General features: G+C 38.2%; 23 protein-coding genes. 8 read left to right on the top strand and 15 right to left on the bottom strand.

The genetic code is table 11. The features are described from left to right. Positions 1-52: 52 nt before the first annotated feature. Both TOL5_RS05635 and TOL5_RS05630 read right to left on the bottom strand, forming a co-directional pair. Positions 53-2,641: an ABC transporter permease gene (locus TOL5_RS05635; protein WP_121773824.1), complete on the bottom strand. Its 2,589-nt coding sequence runs from the start codon at positions 2,639-2,641 to the stop codon at positions 53-55. Then, a complete protein-coding gene (locus TOL5_RS05630) occupies positions 2,642-3,391 on the bottom strand; it encodes an ABC transporter ATP-binding protein (protein WP_121773823.1) in 750 nt (249 codons plus the stop codon). Between the two features lie 50 nt (positions 3,392-3,441). On the opposite strand from TOL5_RS05630, the gene TOL5_RS05625 reads away from it, so the two are divergent. Further along, positions 3,442-4,053, top strand: a complete 612-nt coding sequence (locus TOL5_RS05625; protein WP_121773822.1) for an arylesterase — start codon at positions 3,442-3,444, stop codon at positions 4,051-4,053. Between the two features lie 208 nt (positions 4,054-4,261). Next, positions 4,262-5,473, top strand: a complete 1,212-nt coding sequence (locus TOL5_RS05620; protein WP_081409715.1) for an MFS transporter — start codon at positions 4,262-4,264, stop codon at positions 5,471-5,473. 173 nt (positions 5,474-5,646) lie between these two features. Here TOL5_RS05620 and TOL5_RS05615 read toward each other — a convergent pair whose 3' ends face one another. The 3 genes from TOL5_RS05615 to thrH form a co-directional block, all read right to left on the bottom strand. After that, entirely contained in the window at positions 5,647-5,979 is a 333-nt protein-coding gene (locus TOL5_RS05615) for a hypothetical protein (RefSeq protein WP_005033044.1), read from the bottom strand. A gap of 385 nt (positions 5,980-6,364) precedes the next feature. Next, a complete protein-coding gene (locus TOL5_RS05610; protein ID WP_005033046.1) occupies positions 6,365-6,685 on the bottom strand; it encodes a hypothetical protein in 321 nt (106 codons plus the stop codon). 158 nt (positions 6,686-6,843) lie between these two features. Next, on the bottom strand, positions 6,844-7,461 hold the full coding sequence (gene thrH, locus TOL5_RS05605; RefSeq protein ID WP_004829504.1) for a bifunctional phosphoserine phosphatase/homoserine phosphotransferase ThrH: 618 nt from the start codon (positions 7,459-7,461) through the stop codon (positions 6,844-6,846). 252 nt (positions 7,462-7,713) lie between these two features. On the opposite strand from thrH, the gene TOL5_RS05600 reads away from it, so the two are divergent. The 3 genes from TOL5_RS05600 (at position 7,714) to TOL5_RS05590 (ending at position 11,172) form a co-directional block, all read left to right on the top strand. Beyond that, positions 7,714-8,433, top strand: a complete 720-nt coding sequence (locus TOL5_RS05600) for a tetratricopeptide repeat protein (RefSeq protein WP_035301355.1) — start codon at positions 7,714-7,716, stop codon at positions 8,431-8,433. Positions 8,434-8,803: 370 nt separating this feature from the next. Continuing rightward, entirely contained in the window at positions 8,804-9,538 is a 735-nt protein-coding gene (locus tag TOL5_RS05595) for a phosphoadenylyl-sulfate reductase (protein ID WP_042090022.1), read from the top strand. Positions 9,539-9,711: 173 nt separating this feature from the next. Further along, positions 9,712-11,172: a WS/DGAT/MGAT family O-acyltransferase gene (locus tag TOL5_RS05590; protein WP_042090020.1), complete on the top strand. Its 1,461-nt coding sequence runs from the start codon at positions 9,712-9,714 to the stop codon at positions 11,170-11,172. Between the two features lie 98 nt (positions 11,173-11,270). On the opposite strand, the gene TOL5_RS05585 is transcribed toward TOL5_RS05590, so the two are convergent. The 6 genes from TOL5_RS05585 to TOL5_RS05560 form a co-directional block, all read right to left on the bottom strand. Continuing rightward, complete coding sequence (locus TOL5_RS05585; RefSeq protein WP_162987648.1) at positions 11,271-11,444, bottom strand: PA1571 family protein; 174 nt, start codon at positions 11,442-11,444, stop codon at positions 11,271-11,273. Between the two features lie 130 nt (positions 11,445-11,574). After that, entirely contained in the window at positions 11,575-13,029 is a 1,455-nt protein-coding gene (gene rng, locus TOL5_RS05580) for a ribonuclease G (RefSeq protein ID WP_004829509.1), read from the bottom strand. A 51-nt stretch (positions 13,030-13,080) separates the two neighbouring features. After that, entirely contained in the window at positions 13,081-13,647 is a 567-nt protein-coding gene (locus tag TOL5_RS05575; protein WP_121773821.1) for a Maf family nucleotide pyrophosphatase, read from the bottom strand. Beyond that, the gene (gene mreD, locus TOL5_RS05570; RefSeq protein WP_004829511.1) at positions 13,635-14,132 is read right to left on the bottom strand and encodes a rod shape-determining protein MreD; all 498 of its coding nucleotides are present in this window, start codon (positions 14,130-14,132) and stop codon (positions 13,635-13,637) included. Before mreD ends, TOL5_RS05575 begins: the two co-directional genes overlap by 13 nt. Continuing rightward, positions 14,119-14,976 (bottom strand): rod shape-determining protein MreC, encoded by an 858-nt coding sequence (mreC, locus tag TOL5_RS05565; protein WP_121773820.1) that lies wholly within the window; start codon positions 14,974-14,976, stop codon positions 14,119-14,121. The genes mreD and mreC overlap by 14 nt, the downstream gene beginning before the upstream one ends. Before the next feature lie 31 nt (positions 14,977-15,007). Further along, entirely contained in the window at positions 15,008-16,048 is a 1,041-nt protein-coding gene (locus TOL5_RS05560) for a rod shape-determining protein (RefSeq protein WP_005033052.1), read from the bottom strand. Positions 16,049-16,182: 134 nt separating this feature from the next. Between TOL5_RS05560 and gatC the strand changes: the two genes are divergently transcribed. The 3 genes from gatC to gatB are packed head-to-tail and all read left to right on the top strand — an operon-like array spanning position 16,183 to position 19,503. Continuing rightward, a complete protein-coding gene (gene gatC / locus TOL5_RS05555; RefSeq protein WP_004829513.1) occupies positions 16,183-16,497 on the top strand; it encodes an Asp-tRNA(Asn)/Glu-tRNA(Gln) amidotransferase subunit GatC in 315 nt (104 codons plus the stop codon). A 52-nt stretch (positions 16,498-16,549) separates the two neighbouring features. Next, positions 16,550-18,028 carry an Asp-tRNA(Asn)/Glu-tRNA(Gln) amidotransferase subunit GatA gene (gatA, locus tag TOL5_RS05550; protein WP_221260672.1) on the top strand — a complete coding sequence of 493 codons (1,479 nt, stop codon included), beginning with the start codon at positions 16,550-16,552 and terminating at the stop codon, positions 18,026-18,028. Beyond that, complete coding sequence (gene gatB / locus TOL5_RS05545) at positions 18,028-19,503, top strand: Asp-tRNA(Asn)/Glu-tRNA(Gln) amidotransferase subunit GatB (protein ID WP_121773819.1); 1,476 nt, start codon at positions 18,028-18,030, stop codon at positions 19,501-19,503. The genes gatA and gatB overlap by 1 nt, the downstream gene beginning before the upstream one ends. Before the next feature lie 134 nt (positions 19,504-19,637). Here the strand turns inward: gatB and TOL5_RS05540 are convergent, their stop codons facing one another. The 4 genes from TOL5_RS05540 to TOL5_RS05525 all read right to left on the bottom strand — a co-directional run bounded on the left by TOL5_RS05540 (position 19,638) and on the right by TOL5_RS05525 (position 21,936). After that, positions 19,638-19,874, bottom strand: a complete 237-nt coding sequence (locus TOL5_RS05540; protein WP_227543947.1) for a PIN domain-containing protein — start codon at positions 19,872-19,874, stop codon at positions 19,638-19,640. Positions 19,875-20,040: 166 nt separating this feature from the next. Beyond that, positions 20,041-20,292, bottom strand: coding sequence for a DUF6364 family protein (locus TOL5_RS05535; protein WP_121773818.1), 252 nt, complete (start codon positions 20,290-20,292; stop codon positions 20,041-20,043). 258 nt (positions 20,293-20,550) lie between these two features. Then, on the bottom strand, positions 20,551-21,297 hold the full coding sequence (locus TOL5_RS05530) for a hypothetical protein (RefSeq protein ID WP_227543946.1): 747 nt from the start codon (positions 21,295-21,297) through the stop codon (positions 20,551-20,553). A gap of 144 nt (positions 21,298-21,441) precedes the next feature. Continuing rightward, a complete protein-coding gene (locus TOL5_RS05525) occupies positions 21,442-21,936 on the bottom strand; it encodes a DinB family protein (RefSeq protein ID WP_121773816.1) in 495 nt (164 codons plus the stop codon). Between the last annotated feature and the right edge of the window lie 182 nt (positions 21,937-22,118).

The following is a 22,118-nucleotide window of genomic DNA, read 5'->3' as shown; positions in this document are numbered from 1 at the left end:
ATAAACTGGAATCGTCAGAATAGCGCAATGATTGCTGTTCAATCATCTTGTTTTAATTCAGTTCTCTTAAGCTCTGTAAAGGTGGAATATCTGACAAATAGCTTAAACGGTACCTTCCGATTACTGCACATAAGACCGCCATCAAAATAGGCAGAATAAACCAAATTTCCCAGTGAAATTGTAAAGGCATCTCCATACGATAACTGGCAATTGCGCTAATTACTTCAGCAAAGAAACACGACACAATCCCTGCCAACAATCCAATAAAACCTATTTCCATGCTCATCATGTTTTTTAACTGTCGTTTTGAGCTACCGAATGAACGTAATAGCGCGACTTCTCTTTTGCGCTCATCCATCAACAAATTAATACAAGCAATCAAAACAAGAAAACCCGACAAACTGACCAAGACAGCCAATACTGTAATAATTTTCACCAAGACAGAAACCAGTTGTTTAATTTCATCAAAAATTAAAGACACATCTATAAACACTGTATTTGAGAATTGTTGGATTAAACTGATCATTTTAGCTTTGTCCGCAGGTGACACATAAAAGCTTCCTAAATAGCTTCCTGCATTTTCATCCAATGTCTTAGGCGTAAAAATAAAGAAGAAATTTGGGCTAAAACTTTGCCATTGAACAGTACGTAAATTTACCACCTGAGCTTGTAAGTTTCCTTCTGGCAAACTAAAGGTTAAACGATCCCCTATCTTAATCCCCAACTCTTCAGCCAATTTTGCTTCAACCGAAACTTGTCCAACTTCTGTCAATTTAGACTGACCAGCAACAATGATATTGTCCTGTGGATAATGATCTGCTTGAGTTAAATTTAACTCACGGCGTAATGAATTATTACTTTTTACCAACGAATCAGGAAAAGCCTGACCATTTTTAGCCAGCAAGCGCCCTTTAACATTGGGATATAGTGGTGTACTTTCCCAGTGATGTTGCGCCAACTGTTGTTTAAATGCTTCAAGTTCAAATGGAGGTAAACCATAAATAAATTGATTTGGAGTACCTTCAGGCAACTGTTGCTGCCAACGCTCCAATAAATCAGTACGTAATACAGCCAATACCGTAATTAAACTCAAACCTAGTGCCAAAGCTGTGATTTGCAAAGCTGTTTGGGAAGGTGTTCGAATATAAGCAGAGAAACGACTTTTCATCGCTTTCAGCGTCTTTAAGACTGACCAAACCACAACATACAATAACCCCGTGAGGACAATGACTGCACCCATGATCACTGCTGTCAGCGTTAGATTCTCAGTCAATACTAAGCTAAAAATAATCAGACTGATTAAACCTGTCGCCATCATCCATAATATAGAGCCTGCTGATTTTTCCTGCTGGCGAATAACACGTATCGGAGGTGTATTGAGCAATTGCCATAAACTCGGCAGAATAAATCCAATCAGTACAATTGCACTGGTGAAAATAGCGATCGGTAATGGACCTAAAAATATCTGCCATATTGAAAATTGTAATTCTAGGTTTGGAATCATTTGCAACATGAGTTGTAGCAATGAATAACCTAAAACCAGTCCCAACAAACTTCCAATCACGATCGCAATCAAAATCACCACAGTCAATAAACTCAAGTAAGCTTGAAAAATCTGTCGTCTGGTTGCGCCCATGCAACGCATCAAGGCAATATGATCTTGATTCTGTTGCACATAACGTTGGCTGGTTAAAGCAATCGCTAAACCACAGAGTAGAATCGTTAGAATATTTGCCAATTGTAAAAACGTATCAAGATTTTCAATCGGTTTCAGTAAACGTGAGTTTCCTTCATCCGCATTACGTAGTCTTAAGTTGCTCTGGGCATCTAAAGCTTGATCCGCTGTTTGCAAGTCTTGTGGAGATGGTTCAGATGGGGTATGAATGAGTTGCGTTTCAGAAGCTGGCTGCCCTATTTCTGGAGTCGTAGAATTTTTCCGCTGATCCTGTGTAAATTGCTGGGCAAAATTTTCTTTTTCTTGCGCTTTGAATGTTTTAAAGAAGGCTTGATAAGCTTCAATCGACTGTTTTTCACCCGCCATTAACAGCCGATACTCAATGCGACTGCCGATTTGGATTGCCCCAGTTTTTGCAACATCAGCTTGAGCAATAATCACTGTCGGTGAAAATGCAGAAAAACCTAACTCTTGGTTAGAATCATGTTCAATGATACCCGTGACTTTAAATTGACCATTTGCAATTTGAACTTGATCACCAATATTGAGCTTTAATAATTCTTGGGCTCGTTTACTCAGCCAAATTCCGCCATTTTGTAAGGACTGTTGTGGGCGAATCCTTAACTCACCACGTAAAGGAAATGATGGATCAATGGCTTTGACATTGACCATCACAAATTGATCACGAGTCGACGCCATAGAACTGAACATCGTGACATGTGACTGTTTTAACTTGAGTTGTTCAGCTTTTTTCAACCATTGAGGGTCAATTGGATTGGTATCACTCAGCACTAAATCAGCAGCTTGCATTTTAGCGGCTTGTAAAGTAACTGCTTGCTTAACCTGATCGTTACTGAACTTTAAAGCCGTGGTCGCACTAATGGCTAAACTCAAAGCAATGATCAGTAAATAAATGCCTGAGCTAGCAAAACTTTGCCGAAATAAAGGTTTAAAAAGATTCAACATTTAAACAACCTCACTTCTCTGTGGGGATCGTAAATGTTCAATCAAATGACCATCTTTTAACTCATAATGACGCTGACATTGCGCTGCCAATTGTGGGTTATGTGTGACTAAAACTAAGGTTGTACCTAATGCTTGATTCAAACTAAATAATAACTGCTCAATCTCATACGCAGTATGCTCATCTAAATTACCTGTTGGTTCATCAGCAAAAATAATCTGTGGATCTGAAATAAGCGCACGTGCGATCGCAACACGTTGTTGCTCTCCGCCAGATAATACTTTGGGTGTTTGTTGACTTTGGCGTGCTAAACCGACTTTTTCCAATAAATCGAGTGCTTTTTGCTCTGCGTGTGCATAATTAAAATCAGAAAGTAAACGTAAAGGTAACATGACATTTTCTAAAGCCGACAAATGCGGTAACAATTGAAAAGACTGGAAAACAAAACCAATGTGTTTAAGTCGCACCAAAGCCCGTTGCTCTTCATTTAAATGTTCAATATGTTCGCCACATACATTGAGTTGACCCGCACTCGCCTGATCTAAAGTTGCCAGAATACCCAATAAGGTTGACTTACCTGAACCAGAGCGCCCTGTAACTGCAACCTGTTCGCCTGCATAAATGTCGAGATTTAAATTTTCAAAAATTGTAAGCGTTTGATGAGGTAATTCTATCTTTTGTGTAAGTTGCTGTGCAGAAATTATCACTTGTGGCATGATGGGAGAAGTTAAAGCATCCTGAACCTTAGACATTGTAAAGTACCTTAAATATGCAAATCAAAACGTTGTTAAATTTGAAAATAATGAAAAGCGCTTTTCATTGTTTATTTTTTAGCATGATCTGTCTGTTGCCCGTTAGTAGTTTTGCAAAAACAATCATGATTTTAGGTGACAGCTTAAGTGCGGGCTATGGTTTAAACCCACAACAGGGTTGGGTCGCATTACTTCAGCAACGCTTAAATCAGCAATTTCCCAAACAACATCAAGTGGTAAATGCCAGTGTCAGCGGAGAAACCACCAGTGGTGCTTTAGCACGTTTACCTAAATTATTACAAACTCATAAACCTGATGTGGTTGTGATTGAGTTGGGTGGGAATGATGGCTTACGTGGTCAACCACCACAAATGATTCAAAAAAATCTTGCTCAATTGATTCAACAAAGTCAAAAAAGCCAAGCCAAGGTCGTGTTGTTGGGTATGAAGATTCCTCCCAACTACGGCGCAGCTTATAGCCAAGCTTTCGAAAAAAATTACCAAACCTTAAGCCAACAGTACAAAGTACAACTGCACCCCTTTTTTATGAACGGCATTGCAGGCAATAAAAACCTCATGCAAAAAGACTTAATCCATCCTAATGCGGTGGCACAAAAAATCTTACTCGATAATGCCTATCCTTTGATTCAAGGCGCACTTTAACACCAAGACATTCCAATTAGGTTTAGGCATGGAAGCCTTTGATGACAAGCTGCAGAATTACACCCTCACAATATTAAAATAACCATAATATTCAATATACTAAATATAACATATGGTCAATTATCACAAATAAAACCTTAATCACTTCTTGCCTTTCAACTGAAATCAGGTATAACAGAATCTATCCTTTCTTTTATATGCGTTTTAAATGATGAGTAATTCTAATAATCTCAATCATCAAATGACTTCATTTAAATTTAGCCCTCAAACTGCACTTTATACACATACCTTTACTTTGATGGCATTTTTGGCGGCTTCAAGCGCACCTACCCCCTTGTATCGTCTCTACCAACAACAGTTTCAGTTTTCACCCGTTTTATTGACCTTAATTTTTGCAACTTATGCCTTTGCTTTACTCGCAACATTATTGGTAATGGGTTCTTTGTCAGATTATATTGGGCGTAAACCAGTTATTTTTACCGCTCTCTTTTTACAGATCATTTCTATGGGGTTCTTTCTGTTTGCCTCAAATATTGAAATGTTATTTATTGCTCGAGCCTTACAAGGAATCGCCACAGCTTTGGCTGCATCAACCTTTGGTGCAGCTTTATTAGATTTAAGTAAAACTCATGGTTCATTAATCAACAGTATTTCTCCTATGTTGGGTATGGCAATCGGCATGCTCATGACCTGTATTGTATTGGCGACATCAACGCATGCACTAACTTTAATTTTTGAAATATTCATTTTTATTTTCTTTTGTACCTTGTGTATTGCATATTTTAGCCCTGAGACTGCTGAAAAACGTTCCGGAGCATTTTCATCACTTAAACCGCGTCTTACTGTTCCACCACAAGCACGTAAAGCACTTTGGATTGTTAGTCCAATCAATATTTCTTTATGGATGGTCAGTGGCTTTTTCTTATCCTTAATGCCTTCCCTATTAGCCCAAGCATTTAAAGTTCAATCAGCATGGCTCAATGGTATGATGTTTATTACTTTGACCATTTCGGGTGCAATCGGAATTTTAGCCCTCCGTAGCGCAAAAACACTTAAAATCTTAACTACTGGTTCGCTAAGTATTCTATTTGGTGCAGCAATAATTCTATCTGGCATTCACTTCTCTCTTACACTCTTACTATTTATTGGTTCGGTTGTCACTGGTGTCGGATTTGGTACAGGATTTATGGGCGCAATCCGCACTGTGATGCCCTTGGCTTTACCTGAACAACGTGCTGGGTTAATGGCAACATTTTATGTTGAAAGTTATTTAGCATTTAGTATACCTGCCATTATTGCTGGATATTTTGTCAGCCATGTCGGTCTTACTTTTACTGCTGATATTTATATTCTCATGATTATTTTATTAGCTTCTTTGGCTCTTATGTTTGCATTTAAACATCGAAAAAATATCATTTAGTTCACTATTCGATTTATTCAAACAAGCTTTTCGCAAATAAGATTTAGCAATAATTTGATCCTTTAAATGAAACTGCTCATCATACCTGTTACCACTTGGTTTAGTTTTTGCTGTAGTCAAACCATTGACACGTTAAAATTATATTTAAATATTAATCAATGCCTTATAAACATTTATTTCCATACATAATCTGGAAATTTTTCTAGAACATATTTACAACTTGATTCTTTCCCGTCTTTATTGACATGTCGATCAAACTCTTTCATACCAGAATTAAGCACTTGTTTACCATATTCTTCACCAAGTTGATCTTTGACACACTGTGCAGAACTAGAAATTAGTTTATTGTTATTTTTACGGTATCCACATTCGATTTGTGCTTTTAATAATATGCCATGCGCATAAACAATCTGCTCACAGTAATTTGGTGCTTTTCCACTTTTCGGCGTTAATGCACTAACTTGTGTTAAACATGAAATTAAGACCAAAAATAATATTTTTTTCATAACAACATCCTTATCAATTTGCTACATCCATTTAAAAATAAAGATCTTATCAAAGAAAAGTTACATTCGGTCATCGCTTCTAATTCCTTCATTCTCTGAATTATTCGCCACTAGAACATCAAACACAAAACCCTTTCATCTAACTTATTATATGTTCATTGCTCTTTACCAAACGCAATTAATATCTCCAAATTCGACAATATTACTTTTAGAACCAACTCATTTGAACTTAACAAATTCGTGATTATTCATGTTAAAAACCCAACAAATTCTTTATTTTTTATGGATGAAATTTACAGCTGATTTCCGCATAGCAAGTCAGACAATACAGACTTTAGGCTCTCTGAATAACCACTAATTAGGTATTTCCTCCTAGCTTGTACGATCAATTCCAAATAGTAAAATGCATTGGTTTACCCAATTGATCAACCATTAAAATTACATTGACCATTACTTTTGACACACATTGATTTTTAATTAATATTTCATTTATTGTATTTTTTATTATATCCATCGCTTGGATTCTTTTATTCTGGTCAATCCCAGTCAAATCAAGCTCTCCTGAAAATACTTCTACACCCGTATATTTTACCCATGATGAAACTTTTATCTCAGCAATTTTTGATCTGATATCATCTGCTGATTTTTTAAATACTGACGTTTTTGGCAAAACAGTATAACTAAAAAGAAAATCATGAACTGCCACTTCCTAACCTACAAGAACTATCAAAAACGCGAAAGCATAGCATTTTAAAAAATTTAAAAATGAGCAATTCAATCGCCATAAGTTTGTAAATGACGACAATCATCAGTTTCTGGTGCAAATTAAAAGGCGCATTAAGCGCCTTTTAATTTTAAGTAAAATTAAGCAGGAATATCGCGAATTGACGCATTACGAATCGCTTCTTTTAAAGCTTCATAACCGTGAATTGGTGGGAATTGAGGAAACTCACGAATCACATTTTCAGGTGCGTCGAATAAGAAGCCATGATCCGCCTCACCCAACATCGTTGTATCATTATAAGAGTCACCTGCTGCAATCACACGGAAGTTTAAACCATGCAATGCTTTTACAGCTTGACGCTTTTGGTCTGGCTGGCGCAATTTATATGCTGTAATCATGCCATTTTCATCAGTTTCTAATTTATGGCAGAAAATTGTTGGCCAACCTAGTTGCTGCATCAACGGATGAGCAAACTCATAGAATGTGTCTGAAAGAATGATCAATTGGAAATGTGTACGAATCCACTCAACAAATTCTTTTGCACCTGGAAATGGTCCCATATCTGCGATCACAGCTTGAATGTCATTTAAACCTAAACCATGTTGCTTCAAGATGTTTAAACGCTGAGTCATCAACACATCGTAGTCAGGAATATCACGTGTTGTTGCTTCTAATTCTTTGATCCCTGTTTTCTTTGCAAAATTGATCCAGATTTCTGGAACCAATACACCCTCAAGATCAAGACATACGATTTCCATGGGTTCTCCCAACGTCGGTTAAAAATTTTGGGCTTATCATAGCACTAAAGTTTAAAAAAAATGCTGAAAGTTTTTTAAACTCAATTCATTTTGAATAGTCATAGATCGTCGTACCAGCACAATTCATCCCTAGTACAACAACTGCATGTAGAGACTCTCTCAGCTTTAACTGTTATTGTTACACTTATAAAAACGGGAATAAAAGCACCGCATCATTGAGTCATATAAAAATTAATTTAGGCAAACAACACTATGAAAAAAATAGCACCGTTTCTCTTGAGTAGCATATGTACTTACGTATATGCGAATGATAGTTTTCTGAGCTATACAAATTGTAGTGCTTTAGATCTCGACCATGCTCAAGTCAGTCTCTCATTAAAAGATATTCCAAAGGATTATATATATCGCACACAAAACTACTCCTTTCTCAGTCTACCTATAGCAAAAGGCAATGAAAATTACTGTCTAATTATCAATGATAAAAATCAGGTCATTGTTGACGCTATTCCTAAAATGCTTTCAAACACTTGCGGCGGAATGTGGGATAAGAAAGAAAGCACACCTGTTTGGGTTGATGATATTGCTGGGGGTAGAGGTTTAGTCACATATTTTCATTACAACACCTCAAATAGTTTGAAAAATCTCAATAAAAACAAAATATCCAATATAGAACAACAAATTACAACACTACAATGCCAACTTTCCTCCTATAACATTGATGATGTGGTTGAACTCAATGATGCTGCTTTCTATTTAAATCAATTGGGTCATCCTAAAGTATCTTTAGAAATTTTGAAAAAGGTTATACAGCTCGATCCAAATCGGACAGTCGCTTATCTAAATTTAGCTGATGCTTATTTGGCTTTAAAAAATCAAAGCCAAGCTCGGTCAAATTATTTGATTTATGCCAATAAAATGAAAAAATCTGGATTATCTGATCAGATTCCTAAAAGAATATTCAAATACTTATAAAATAAGACTGAGAAACAGCTTAACAAGGCACTGATTAATAAAAACCTTGCTGTAGAATGAGATAGCGAATCATTGATCAATGACAGCATGTGTTGGTGAGAGCATTATGCTGCTTTTATCCATATCCGATTAAGTATCTTTGGTACTTTACACTTCAGATGAATCCATCGATTAAATCTTTTTTATTCATAAGTATTTTAATTAATCTGCTAAGCACAATATTTCATTTACTTTAAAATATCTGCACATCTCAAAGATAACATTCACACAAAGTTGAATTGCTTTATTTTTTGCTAAAATGCTTAAATTAAAATATCTTTTAAGAATGTTGATGAACAACATAGCTTCAAGCTAACTGCCAGGAGCAGATATGACCGCCATTCCCACCATAGATCTTGTTGACGCTTTAGCAACAGAGTATGCAGACAAATCCCCTTCTGAAATTTTAGAACTTGCACTTTCTCAAGAGGGTGAAATCGCAATTTCATTTTCTGGCGCAGAAGATGTTGTTCTGATTGATATGGCACATAATTTAGGCAAGCCATTTCGTGTATTTAGTTTAGATACTGGACGCTTGCATCCTGAAACTTATCAGTTTATCGATACTGTGCGTAAGCACTACGGTATTAAAATTGAGATTTGCTTTCCTGAATCAGAAGCTGTTCAGCAATTGGTCAATGAAAAAGGCTTATTCAGTTTTTACCAAGACGATCATAAAGAATGCTGTGGTATCCGAAAAGTACAACCTTTACGTAAAAAACTGGCAACTTTAGATGGTTGGATTACAGGTCAACGTAAAGATCAAAGCCCAGGAACACGTACAGAGATTCCTGTCATTCAAGCTGATGCAGGTTTTTCAGGTGAAGGAAAACAGCTGATCAAATACAATCCTTTGGCGAACTGGTCCAGTGCAGATGTATGGAACTATATCCGCATGATGGAAATTCCTTATAATCCTTTACATGAAAAAGGTTTTATTTCAATCGGTTGTGAGCCATGTACTCGCCCAGTGCTTCCAAATCAGCATGAACGTGAAGGTCGTTGGTGGTGGGAAGAAGCAACACATAAAGAATGCGGTTTACATGCGGGTAACTTAAAAAAATAATGGTAAAAAAAAAGTCATTAAATTTAATGACTTTTTGTAAACTTTACATTCATCGAAATGCTTGGATTTTATCCCTGAAAAAGTTTTATACTATTTACTCGGTTCTATAATTCTAACAATCTAACACTCATAAATGAGTTGTTGTAGAAATTGCAGTGAGGCAATCCAAGACCATGCGCCCATTACACCCCATTGATTTCATTTTTTTAAATTTAGAAAAAAGACAACAACCGATGCATGTTGGTGGATTGTTCTTATTCCAAATCCCTGAACATGCACCATCGACGTTTATACAAGACCTTGTCGCTGATATTCGTAACTCAAAGTCTATTCCGGTTCCTCCATTTAACAATCGTCTCAATGGTTTATTTTGGGACGAAGATGAAGAATTTGATATTGACCACCATTTCCGTCATATCGCCTTACCTCATCCCGGGCGTATCCGTGAATTATTGGTTTATATTTCACAAGAACATAGCGCACTGATTGATCGTGCAAAACCGCTTTGGACCTGCCATATCATTGAAGGGATCGAAGGCAATCGTTTTGCCATGTACTTTAAAATCCACCATGCAATGATTGACGGTGTAGCAGGTATGCGTCTTTTAGAAAAGTCTTTCTCTAAAGATGAGCATTCCAAAACCATTGTTCCACCTTGGTGTGTTGAAGGTAAACGTGCCAAACGTCTTAAAGAAACCAAACTTGGACGAGTCAAAAAAGTTTTTGCCGCGTTAAAGGGGCAAGTCGAAGCAGCACCAAAAGTAACTCAGGAATTATTTCAAACAGTCTTTAAAGAAATGGGGAAAAATCCTGATTATGTTTCAAGCTTTCAAGCCCCGAGCAGTTTATTTAATCAACGAGTAAGCTCTTCGCGTCGTTTTGCAGCCCAATCTTTTGAACTTGATCGTTTTAGAAATATTTCCAAAGCACTGGGTGTAACTATCAATGATATCGTACTCGCAGTTTGCTCTGGCGCAATCCGTGATTATTTAATTACTCAAGACGCACTCCCTAAGAAACCACTCATTGCAATGGTACCTGCTTCTCTACGTGATGATGATTCAGATATGAGTAATCGTATCACTATGATTTTAGCGAATTTAGGCACGCATAAAGAAGATCCATTAGAACGTTTAGACATCATTCGACGTAGTGTGCAAAATGCAAAGAATCGCTTTAAACGTATGAGTTCAGACCAAATTCTGAACTATAGTGCTTTTGTTTTTGGTGCTGCGGGAATCAACATTGCATCAGGGCTTATGCCTAAGCGTCAGGCGTTTAATGTGATTATTTCTAACGTACCGGGTCCAAGAGAACCACTATATTGGAATGGTGCTAAACTGGATGCCCTCTACCCAGCATCAATTGTGCTAGATGGTCAGGCATTAAATATTACTATGACCAGTTATCTAGATAAGTTGGAAGTGGGTTTAACTGGCTGCCGTAAATCTTTACCGAAGTTGCAAAACCTACTGACACATTTAGAGAATGAGATCCAAAAATTTGAACAGCTGATTACACAGAAAAATGTCACGCAAAAAGCTACTGAAAAGGCAGTTGAAAAAAACGAAGATACACAAGTCTATGCACAAGATCTGATTGTTGAGTCCAACACAGTAGAAAAGCCTGCTTAGGCTTTTCTACTCAATCTTCTATTTAGATTTATTTTTGTTCTTAGATTCAATTCACGAAAATGTAATTCTAAAAAAATTAAGGGGCTTATTAATGCCCCTTAATCTTTTACGTTACGACACTTATTGAGTAATTGGTGACAGACGTTTACAACCATGTCTTTGGTAATTTTCACTTCTTGACCATTGTCATCCAACATTACACATGTATTCTTTGGTTGGTTTTCTAATACATGTTTGATACTGCGACTTATTAATTGTTCACTTACGCTCATTTTATGACCTCACTTGCTAAGACTGGTAGGGAGAGAGTCTTTGGCTACCTTTGTAATCTAGTATTGTGAAATCAGCTCAAAAAGTAAAATTTCAGATGTAACAACTGTTTAACGACATCCTGTTACAATTTCAACTTAAAATGATATCGTATTGCTCTTGCGTGTATAAATTTTCAACTTGGAATTTAATCACACGATTAATAAAATGCTCCAAATCCGCGACAGCTGGGGCTTCTGCAGTTAACAGCCGATCAATCACAGATGGATGACCGATAACAGTAAAGCCACTCTGAGATTCATAAGCTCGTGTATATCTAAGGATTTCTCGAAAAATTTCGTAACACACTGTCTCTGCTGTTTTCACAAATCCACGCCCCTGACAGGTTGGACATGATTCACATAACAAATGTTCCAGTGATTCACGTGTACGTTTACGTGTCATTTCCACCAAACCAAGTTCAGACACTTGGGTAATTTTTGTCTTGGCATGATCACGCTCAAGCATCTTCTCAAACTGGTTCATGACTTCTTCACGATGTACAGCTTCCTGCATATCGATGAAATCAATAATGATAATGCCGCCTAAATTGCGTAAACGTAACTGTCGAGCGATGACTTGGGTGGCTTCCATATTGGTTTTGAAGACTGTATCTTCAAGCGTACGACCACCCACATAAGAACCTGTGTTGACATCAATCGTGGTCATTGCCTCCGTCTGGTCAATCATCAAATAACCACCAGACTTTAATGCAACCCGAGTTTGTAATGCTTTTTGAATGTCTTCTTCAACATTGTACAAATCAAAAAGTGGGCGCTCTCCTGGATAATGTTGTAAACGACTACCCATACTCGGAACAAACTCAGCGACAAACTCTTGTAACTTGGCATGTATTTCACGAGAGTCAACATAGATCGTGGCAGTATCTTCATTTGCCAAATCACGAATCACACGTTGAGGTAATGGAAGTTCTTCAAAAATCAGTGAGGGAACCGCAATAATTTTTTGCTTTTTCTGAATAAATTCCCAAAGCTTCGCTAAATAAGCCATATCCTGCGCGATAGATGCTTCATCAATTCCATCAGCTGCAGTACGGACAATGACTGAACCAGGAAGCTTATGCTCTTCTTGAATCCTTTCAATCATTGAACGCAAACGGTCACGTTCTTCTTCAGATTCAATCCGTTGTGATACACCAATATGACTACCATAAGGCATCAAAACCAGATAACGTGAAGGAATAGAAAGATCCGTACTCAGTCGTGCACCTTTCGTGCCTAACATATCTTTCATCACTTGTACTGTTAGAATCTGACCGGGTTGTAAGAGTTCAAAAACATTCGGCGTGGGCTGATGACGTGGCCAAATCATATCATTGATATGTAAAAATGCAGTACGAGACAAGCCAATATCCACAAAAGCAGCTTGCATCCCAGGTAGGACACGCACAACCTTTCCTTTGTAAATATTACCGACCAACCCTCTTTTAACAGTTCGCTCAACAAACAGTTCATTGACCGTACCATTTTGAATTAACGCCACACGACACTCCATAGGTGTGACGTTAATCAGTAACTCGTCAGACATAACTCAACTCAAAACATTATAAAAATTCTTTTTTGCAGTTAATTTCGTGCCTCAACTGCATTGATCTAGACGATCAAGTAATTGTATCGTTTCATGTAATGGTAGCCCAACCACATTGCTATAACTACCATTTATCCGTGTCACATATTTCGCAGCAATGCCTTGAATTGCATATCCACCCGCTTTGCCTAGAGGTTCACCTGTTGCCCAATAGTCTTCCATATCTTTGAGACTTAACGCTTGAAACTCAACTTGTGTGCGAACCACGGTACTCAATAATTGATTGGCATTTGCAACACAAACTCCTGTCAGCACCTCATGTTTCCGCCCTGACAATACTCTCCAAATTTCGAAAGCATGCTGTTTGGATGCTGGCTTACCTATAATTTGATCAGCAACAACCAAACTGGTATCCGCAGCAACGATGGTCGCCTCAGGATACAAGCTTAGAACTGCTTGCACTTTACTTTTTGCCAAACGCGACACATAGTGATCAATCTGCTCATTTTCATTTACAGATTCATCAACATCCGGGCTATGCACGTCAAACGCCAAGCCCAGTTGTAACAACAGTTCTTGACGCCTTGGCGAGCTTGAAGCAAGAATTAAATGCGCCATCTTTTTAATAAATAATAAAGAATTGGCCAGCAAAAAATACTGGAAATCAAAGTTTGCCAATGACGTGTTATCGAAAAATGTGTTCCTGCCATCACTTGCGCCATAAAGGTAAAGGTTAAATGTGCAAGAATCGCCAACATAGTGATCACCCAAAGGTTACTAAATGTCAGCACGCGTCTCTCTCGAATAAAATAACGTGTTAAAAAAGCAATCAGCACATAACTTAATGCATTCATGCCCAAAGGTGCATCTAGCAAAAGATCAGTAAATAGACCCAGCGTAAATGCAAACCAGATACCACACCAAGTTGGCTGACACAGCACCCAAAATAGCATGATTAAAAACATATAAAGTGGACGCCATCCTGCTATTGCATAGGACATCGGATAGACCACCAAAATCGAAGCAATTACGATTGAAACAATGATAATCCATAGCGGATCTTTACGTTGTTTTTCTGATGGTAACTTTTTAGCGATCAACATTTGGCTGCTCCATCGCTAATGAATCCGAGAAAAGTACTACAACGTGATGCCCACCGGCTAACTGTGCAGCTGGAACAACATCAATTTGTGCAAACTCTCCAGTATTATGTCGCATCACTTTAGACACAGCACCGACCAAATAGCCCGCTGGAAAATGCTGACCTAAACCAGAACTATAAACCTTATCACCCACTTTGATGTTGGCACTCGTTGGAACATATTCCATTTTCAAATGCCCTAAATCACCTGTACCTGTCACGATGGCTCGCATACCTGAGCTTTCAAGTCGTACAGATAAAGAATGTTCTTTATCAGAAAGCAGCATTACACGACTACTATGAGGATAAACGTTGATGATCTGCCCCATGATCCCTTTATCATCTAAAACAGTTTGACCGACTTTAAGATGATTGGCTGAACCACGGTTGATGATAATGATATGACGTAATGGATCAGCATCTGTTCCAATCACTTCCGCAATCTCCATACGTCCATCAATAATTAACGGTGTATTGAGTAATCCTCGTAAACGGGTATTTTCAGCAGAAAGTTCTGAGAGTTTTTGCAGACGAACCTGAGCCTGAAGCAATTCAGCTTGCATCGCAGTGTTTTCGCGACGCAACTGAGCTTCAGATTTTGTTTGTTGATTCAGCCATTCTTTCGACAATACAGGATAACTTGCTAAGGCATAAATTGGATTATATGCCGCATACAAGACCTCTCTTGCAGGTTGAATCACTTGAGGCATGCGCCAGTTAAAGAACAACACTACCAAGCAAGTGATGACCGCAATGATAAAAGAGCGAAAAGATGGCGGTTGTCTTGAAAAGAGATTCGGTTGCACCGCCTCATCCTTAAACTTAATCGAGTATAGTTTAGCCTACAAAAAGCATATCATGGTTTGGATTGTCAAAGAATTCTAAGACTTTTCCACCGCCACGAGTCACACAAGTTAAAGGATCTTCAGCAACAACAACAGGTAAACCTGTCTCTTGGGCAAGTAATTTATCCAGATTACGCAATAATGCTCCACCACCTGTTAAAACTATTCCACGTTCAGCAATATCTGAAGATAATTCTGGTGGAGTTTGTTCAAGTGCAGATTTCACAGCAGATACAATACTTTGTAATGGATCAGCAATCGCTTGCGTGATTTCATCAGAAGTCACTGTAATCGCGCGTGGAACACCTTCAGCAAGGTTACGACCACGAACTTCAATTTCTAAAGTCTTGCCGTCTGCGACAGCCATTCCAACTTCTTTTTTGATGGTCTCAGCAGTCGTTTCACCAATTACACAACCATGTGCTTTACGTACATAATTAATAATTTGTTCATCAAACACATCACCGCCGATACGTAAAGAATCTGCGTATACACACCCTTGTAGGGAAATGATGGCAATTTCAGTTGTACCGCCACCAACATCAACGACCATAGAACCGCATGCTTGCTCTACAGGCATACCCGCACCGATCGCAGCAGCCATAGGCTCTTCAATCAAACGTACATCACGGGCACCAGCATTGAATACAGCTTCACGAATCGCACGGCGCTCTACCAAAGTTGATTTACACGGTACACAAACCACAACACGAGGCGCAGGTGGGAATAGGCGTTTTTCATGCACTTTACCAATAAATTGATTTAACATGGTTTCAGTGACTTCGAAATCAGCAATAACACCATCCTTCATCGGACGGATTGCAGAAATATTGGCTGGGGTACGACCAAGCATTTGCTTAGCATCTAAACCCACAGCTGCAACAATTTTCTGCGAACCACTGTGACGAATCGCCACAACTGTCGGTTCGTTTAATATAATGCCCCTTCCTGGTGCATAAATAAGTGTATTTGCAGTACCTAAATCAATGGCTAGATCTGGCGAAAACAAGCCAATTAGTCGTTTTAGAATCACGGGTCGTTCTCAGTTTAAACTTTATATGGACGCAAGATGGCAACTTTAACTAAATGTGATGATTTGAACAAGTCAATCGCTTATTATAACGCACGATATTTTGAATTTTTTTAAAACTGATTAGGTGAGACATCATGTCAAGTTCAGATGTTCAGCATTCTGCAGAATTAAATGCACAAACTGTATCGCAAATCGCCAATCTTGCTCGATTGTCGCTGAATGATACGCAATCTGCTGAATATGCTCAAAGTTTAAATAAAATCTTAGGGATGATGGAGACCTTAAAAGCAATCAATACCGATGGTGTTGAGCCACTTAAGAGCCCATTCGATCATCCACAACCACTTCGTCCAGATGTTGTATCGGAAAGCAACCATCGTGAAGAATATCAAGCCATTGCTCCTGCAGTTCAGGATGGTTTGTACCTTGTTCCGAGAGTGATTGAATAATATTTGATCAGTTAAACTTATTTTTAAAAATTAATCGTAAAGAATTGTACTCATGACTGATTTACACCGTTTATCGATTCGTGAAATGGCAGAAGGTTTAAAATCTGCACAATTTTCATCTCGCGAGTTGACTCAACATTATTTAGACCGTATTGCGAAACTTGATGATCGTGTTAATTCGTATGTAACGGTTACTCCGGAATATGCTTTGGCTCAGGCTGATGCTGCTGACAATTTATTAAAAAATGGCACGGCGGGTACTTTGGCTGGAGTTCCGCTGGCACATAAAGATATTTTCTGTACTCAAGGAATTAAAACTTCTGCGGGTTCAAAAATGTTGGATAATTTTATTTCACCTTATGATGCGACGGTTGTAGCCAAAGCAAAAGCCGCTGGTTTAGTGACGTTGGGTAAAGTGAACATGGACGAGTTTGCCATGGGCTCTACCTCTGAAAGTTCATTTTATGGTGCGACGAAAAACCCATGGAATTTAGAACATGTTCCGGGTGGTTCTTCTAGTGGTTCTGCTGCAGTTGTTGCCGCTGATCTTGCACCTTTTGCAACGGGCACAGATACAGGGGGATCTATTCGTCAACCTGCATCATTCTGTGGTTTGACAGGTCTAAAACCAACTTATGGTCGTGTCTCTCGTTTCGGGATGATTGCTTTCGCATCATCATTAGATCAAGGTGGACCTATGGCACGTTCTGCTGAAGACTGTGCCTTTCTCATGAACACCATCGCAGGTCATGATGCAAAAGATTCAACATCAATCAACAAAGAAGTAGATGACTATGTTGCAAACTTAAATGCAACAGCAGTGAAAGGCTTGCGTATCGGTATTCCAAAACAATACTTCAATGTTCAAGGTTTAGATGCTGAGGTCAAAGCACGTGTTGAAGAGTCGTTAAAAACATTGGAAAACATGGGTGCCATTTTGGTTGAGATTGATCTCAACATGACTGAAGCTTATGTACCGACCTATTATCTGATTGCGCCTGCTGAAGCATCTTCAAACTTGTCACGTTATGATGGTGTTCGTTATGGCTATCGTTGTGAAAATCCAAAAGATATTTTAGATTTACATAAACGCTCTCGCTCTGAGGCATTTGGTGCTGAAGTGCAACGTCGTATTTTGATTGGGACTTATGCCCTTTCAGCGGGTTATTACGATGCTTATTATGTAAAAGCACAAAAAGTACGTCGTCTCATTCAACAAGACTTCTTAACTGCATTTGAAAATGTTGATGTAATTGCTGCACCTTCTGCACCAACCACAGCTTACAAAATTGGCGCAAACCTCAGTCCAACAGAAATGTATTTAGGCGATATTTATACGCTTGCTGTAAACTTGGCAGGTTTACCAGCCATCAATGCACCTGTTGGTTTTGACAAAGACAGCTTACCTGTAGGCTTACAGCTCATTGGTAACTACTGGTCAGAATCACAACTGTTGTCGATTGTTCATCAATATCAACAAAACACGGACTGGCATACCAAACGTGCGGCAATTGCTGAGGAGAATGCATAATGACTGAAGCTCAAAAATTAGCACCTTCAAAGTTGATTGACGGATGGGAAGTTGTTATCGGGATTGAGATTCACACTCAGCTTGCAACTCAGTCTAAAATTTTCTCAGGTTCTTCGACTGAATTTGGTCAAGATCCAAATACCCAAGCCAGCCTTGTTGATTTGGCGATGCCGGGTGTATTGCCAGTACTCAACCAAGCAGTGGTTGATCTTGCAATTCGTTTTGGTTTGGGTATTGATGCCTATATCGATCAAGCATCGGTATTTGCACGTAAGAACTACTTTTACCCAGACTCTCCAAAAGGCTACCAAATCAGCCAGATGGACAATCCTATCGTTGGGCTAGGTCATATCGACATTCAGCTTGAAGATGGCACAGTCAAGCGTATAGGCGTAACTCGTGCACATTTGGAAGAGGATGCAGGTAAATCAATCCACGATCAATTTGAAGGCATGTCTGGTATCGACTTAAACCGTGCTGGTACACCTTTACTTGAAATTGTCTCTGAACCTGATATGCGTTCAGTTGAAGAAGCTGTTGCTTATATCAAATCTATTCACACTTTGGTGCGTTGGTTAGGAATTTCTGACGGTAACATGGCTGAAGGTTCATTCCGTGCTGACTGTAACGTGTCATTACGTCGTCCAGGACAACCATTTGGTACACGTTGTGAGTTAAAAAACCTCAACTCATTCCGTTTTATCGAACAAGCCATCAATGTTGAAATCCAACGTCAAATGGACATCTTGGAAGAAGGTGGTTCAATTGATCAGGAAACGCGTTTGTTCGATCCAAATAAAATGGAAACACGTTCAATGCGTTCTAAGGAAGAAGCTAACGACTATCGTTACTTCCCTGACCCTGATTTGTTGCCTGTGATCATTGCGGATGAACAGATCGAAGCGGCACGTGCGGCTCTTCCTGAGTTACCGAAAGCACGTCGTGCACGCTTTATCGCAGATTTCGCTGTGACTGAATACGATGCTCATGTATTAACACTTTCTCGTGAATTAGCTGACTTCTATGAAGCGGTTGTTACAGCTTCTGGTGGCGCCGCTCAAGGTAAAGTTGCTGCAAACTGGGTGATGGGTGAGTTCTCAGGTGCTTTAAATAAAGCTGGCTTAGAGTTAGCTGACTCTCCTGTTTCTGCTGAACAGTTAGGCGGTATGATCGCACGTATTGTCGACAACACGATTAGCGGTAAGATTGCCAAGCAAGTCTTTGGCTTTATGTGGGAAGAAGGCAAAACTGCCGATGCCATTATTGCTGAAAAAGGCTTGAAACAGGAAACTGATACAGGCGCCATTGAAGCTATTATCAAAGAAGTACTTGCTGCCAATGAAAAAATGGTTGAAGAGTATAAATCTGGTAAGGAGAAAGCATTTAATGGTCTAGTCGGTCAAGTAATGAAAGCTTCTCGTGGTAAAGCCAACCCTGCTCAAGTCAATGAATTGATGAAGAAATTGATTGGTTAAGCTGATTTAATTTAAAAAGAAAACCCGCTTTAAAGCGGGTTTTCTTTGTTTAAAGGATTTATATGTTGAGTTTTTAAAATTTGGCATATATTCAAATTTATTGTTTTCTCAATTTTTCCTGTAGCAAAGTACCATCACTCCACAAAAAAAATCGGTAAAACAACACTTATTTCAGCAAATTTATAATCTTTAATATTTCTCGTTACGATTTTGCGGCAACCAAAACTCAACGCAGAAAAATATTGAATTGCATCTTTAGAATCAGAAAACTTAGACACCAGCGCTTGAGAAATCCCAACATGATCAACAGGGATGATCACCAAAAATTTTAAAAGTTGTTGAATAAAAAGACGAGCTTTTTCATCACCCACAACTTACGCAAAATATAGTAGATATTGGCAATACTGTTCGAAGAAACACACCCTGTAAATTACCCTTTCTCACACAGCGTTAAAACAATTTGACTTGCCTGAACAAAAGGCTGACGCGCTAAAGCCACATCCAAAATCACATCAGAATCAATAAATATCCGCTCGCTCATTTATGTTTTTCCATACAAACTTCAGAAAGCAGTGTCTTATCATCCTGCCCTTGGTCTTGATCGGCAAACATACCGATTAAGCTTCCAGTAATAGGTGCTTGAATATTACTGGAAGTTTCTGTGTGTGCTGAAATACGATCTAAATAAGCTTCAACCAAACTCGAAACACTCTGCTCATGTTCCTTAGCATAAAGTTTCGCCCGTTCAATCACTTTTTTATTTATAGATAAGGTCAATTTCGCTTGCATAAGATTTTACCTCATGCGTATCATTTAATTAATCATACGTATTGGTTGAATTTTGACAATTAAATCTTAACCAATCTATAAAACAATTGATACGATCATAGGACTTATTTTTTATTTCAGAAAGCAAAAATCTCTTGTAGTCAATGCGTTGAAAAGCTCATTCATTAAATGTAATTTCTAGATCAATAAAATCAATGCGATAAATCTATTGTTTAATCTTATAAAGCTTTCAATGCCATGCCTTACATCTACTGCTGATTATTTACTCTTAAACCAATAATCCCATTTCTCTTGATCAACGCCAAACTTTCCTTGCCACCATCTTGTAGGGTAATTCACATCATCATTTCTAATAGGGCGATGTACCCTTTCAGGATAAGTCACATATTGGTCTACATAGCCAAAATGTTCATCATCATGCAAAATTCCAATCACACCAAAAATTTCTAAAAGCCCCAAACGCTCTTCATCATTTGATTTAACAGCTTGAGCAATACTCTTCTTCAATTGCGCTATTCTGTCATTGGGTTGTGCATGCTCAATAATTGATTTGAGTTGGTTGAGAATACTGAAATCTACCTCACTTGGTTTAACAACAGGAAGTCTAGGAAACTGCTCTAAATCGAATAGAACTGAAATCAAATTCACTGTACAGCTTCCATGTTTGTATTTGAAATAATTCATCGTATTAAATTCAATCGGATCTTCAAATTCAAATCGATGTAGACCGCACACGGCACAGATTGTTGAATTCGGCTCTGGGCTCTCTAGAAAATCATGTTCAATCAAACTTTTGCCAATACAATAACTCGATAAAAAGGAACGATATTCTAATTGTCGGGTACTGAGACTATAGATAAATGCATTTACAACATCTTGTTTTTCAATATGATCCACTGCATTTTTGATTCTTGTGCAAATCTCATTATGGCTTATTTTCTCTGGTTCAAACATGACTGAATGACTTTTTGCGTATTCAAATTCATCATCCATAATAAATTTCATATACCTGTCCCAATAAAACCAATTTTCTAAGCATTCATCCTGAGAGTGCTTCATGGTTTTAAGTAAAATCTTGACTGCTTTCTTGTCCATAGGTCTGGGTCTATTGTTAAAAATTTTAATTTAATATTTGGAAAATGAAATGCTCTAACCAGCTCTACGCTCAGGTTCATGTTGATGAATAAAAACTGTATATGTATCCGCTGGATGAATCACTTGAGCATGATGCAAGGCATGGGCAATATTCCCCCGATGGTATGTGCCATGATTGATGATATGAAAAAGAATTTCTTCTATTGAAAGAGAGCCTGTTTTTTTATCGATAAATTGAAAATGTACAATTTCAGCAAGTTGATCTGATTGAATATTTTCTACAAATTCAATCCACCACGCATGAGAATGTTCAATCCGTTGTCGTAACTCATCAAATGTAGGTAAAACTTCAGTATTGGTCTGTGTATGTAACGCTTTTTTATGTTCTAGTCGGGCTCGAAATAACTCTTCGACAATGATCATATGATTGAATTGTTGTTGAGCAAACTGATAATCATCTAAATATTTTTCTTGATCGATCTGTGCAATGGCTTTGAATAAGCGTTGATCTGACCATTGTTTATAAAGAAACAGTTTTACAAAATCCATTCCATTGACCTAGCGCATTCTTACAATTCAATCATCAAGATAGCATGTAAATAGTTTAAAAAACCAATCTTTCAATAAGGTGCAAGCAACTATAATTTATGGGCATAAAATCAGTTTAAGTTTAATTTTTTGTGGATACCCTCTACCCTCCTTAATCATAAATAAGAAAGATTCAGGGGGGT

The organism is Acinetobacter sp. Tol 5, assembly GCF_019702905.1.
Taxonomy (GTDB): domain Bacteria; phylum Pseudomonadota; class Gammaproteobacteria; order Pseudomonadales; family Moraxellaceae; genus Acinetobacter; species Acinetobacter bereziniae.
This window is presented reverse-complemented; position numbering and strand designations above follow the sequence as displayed.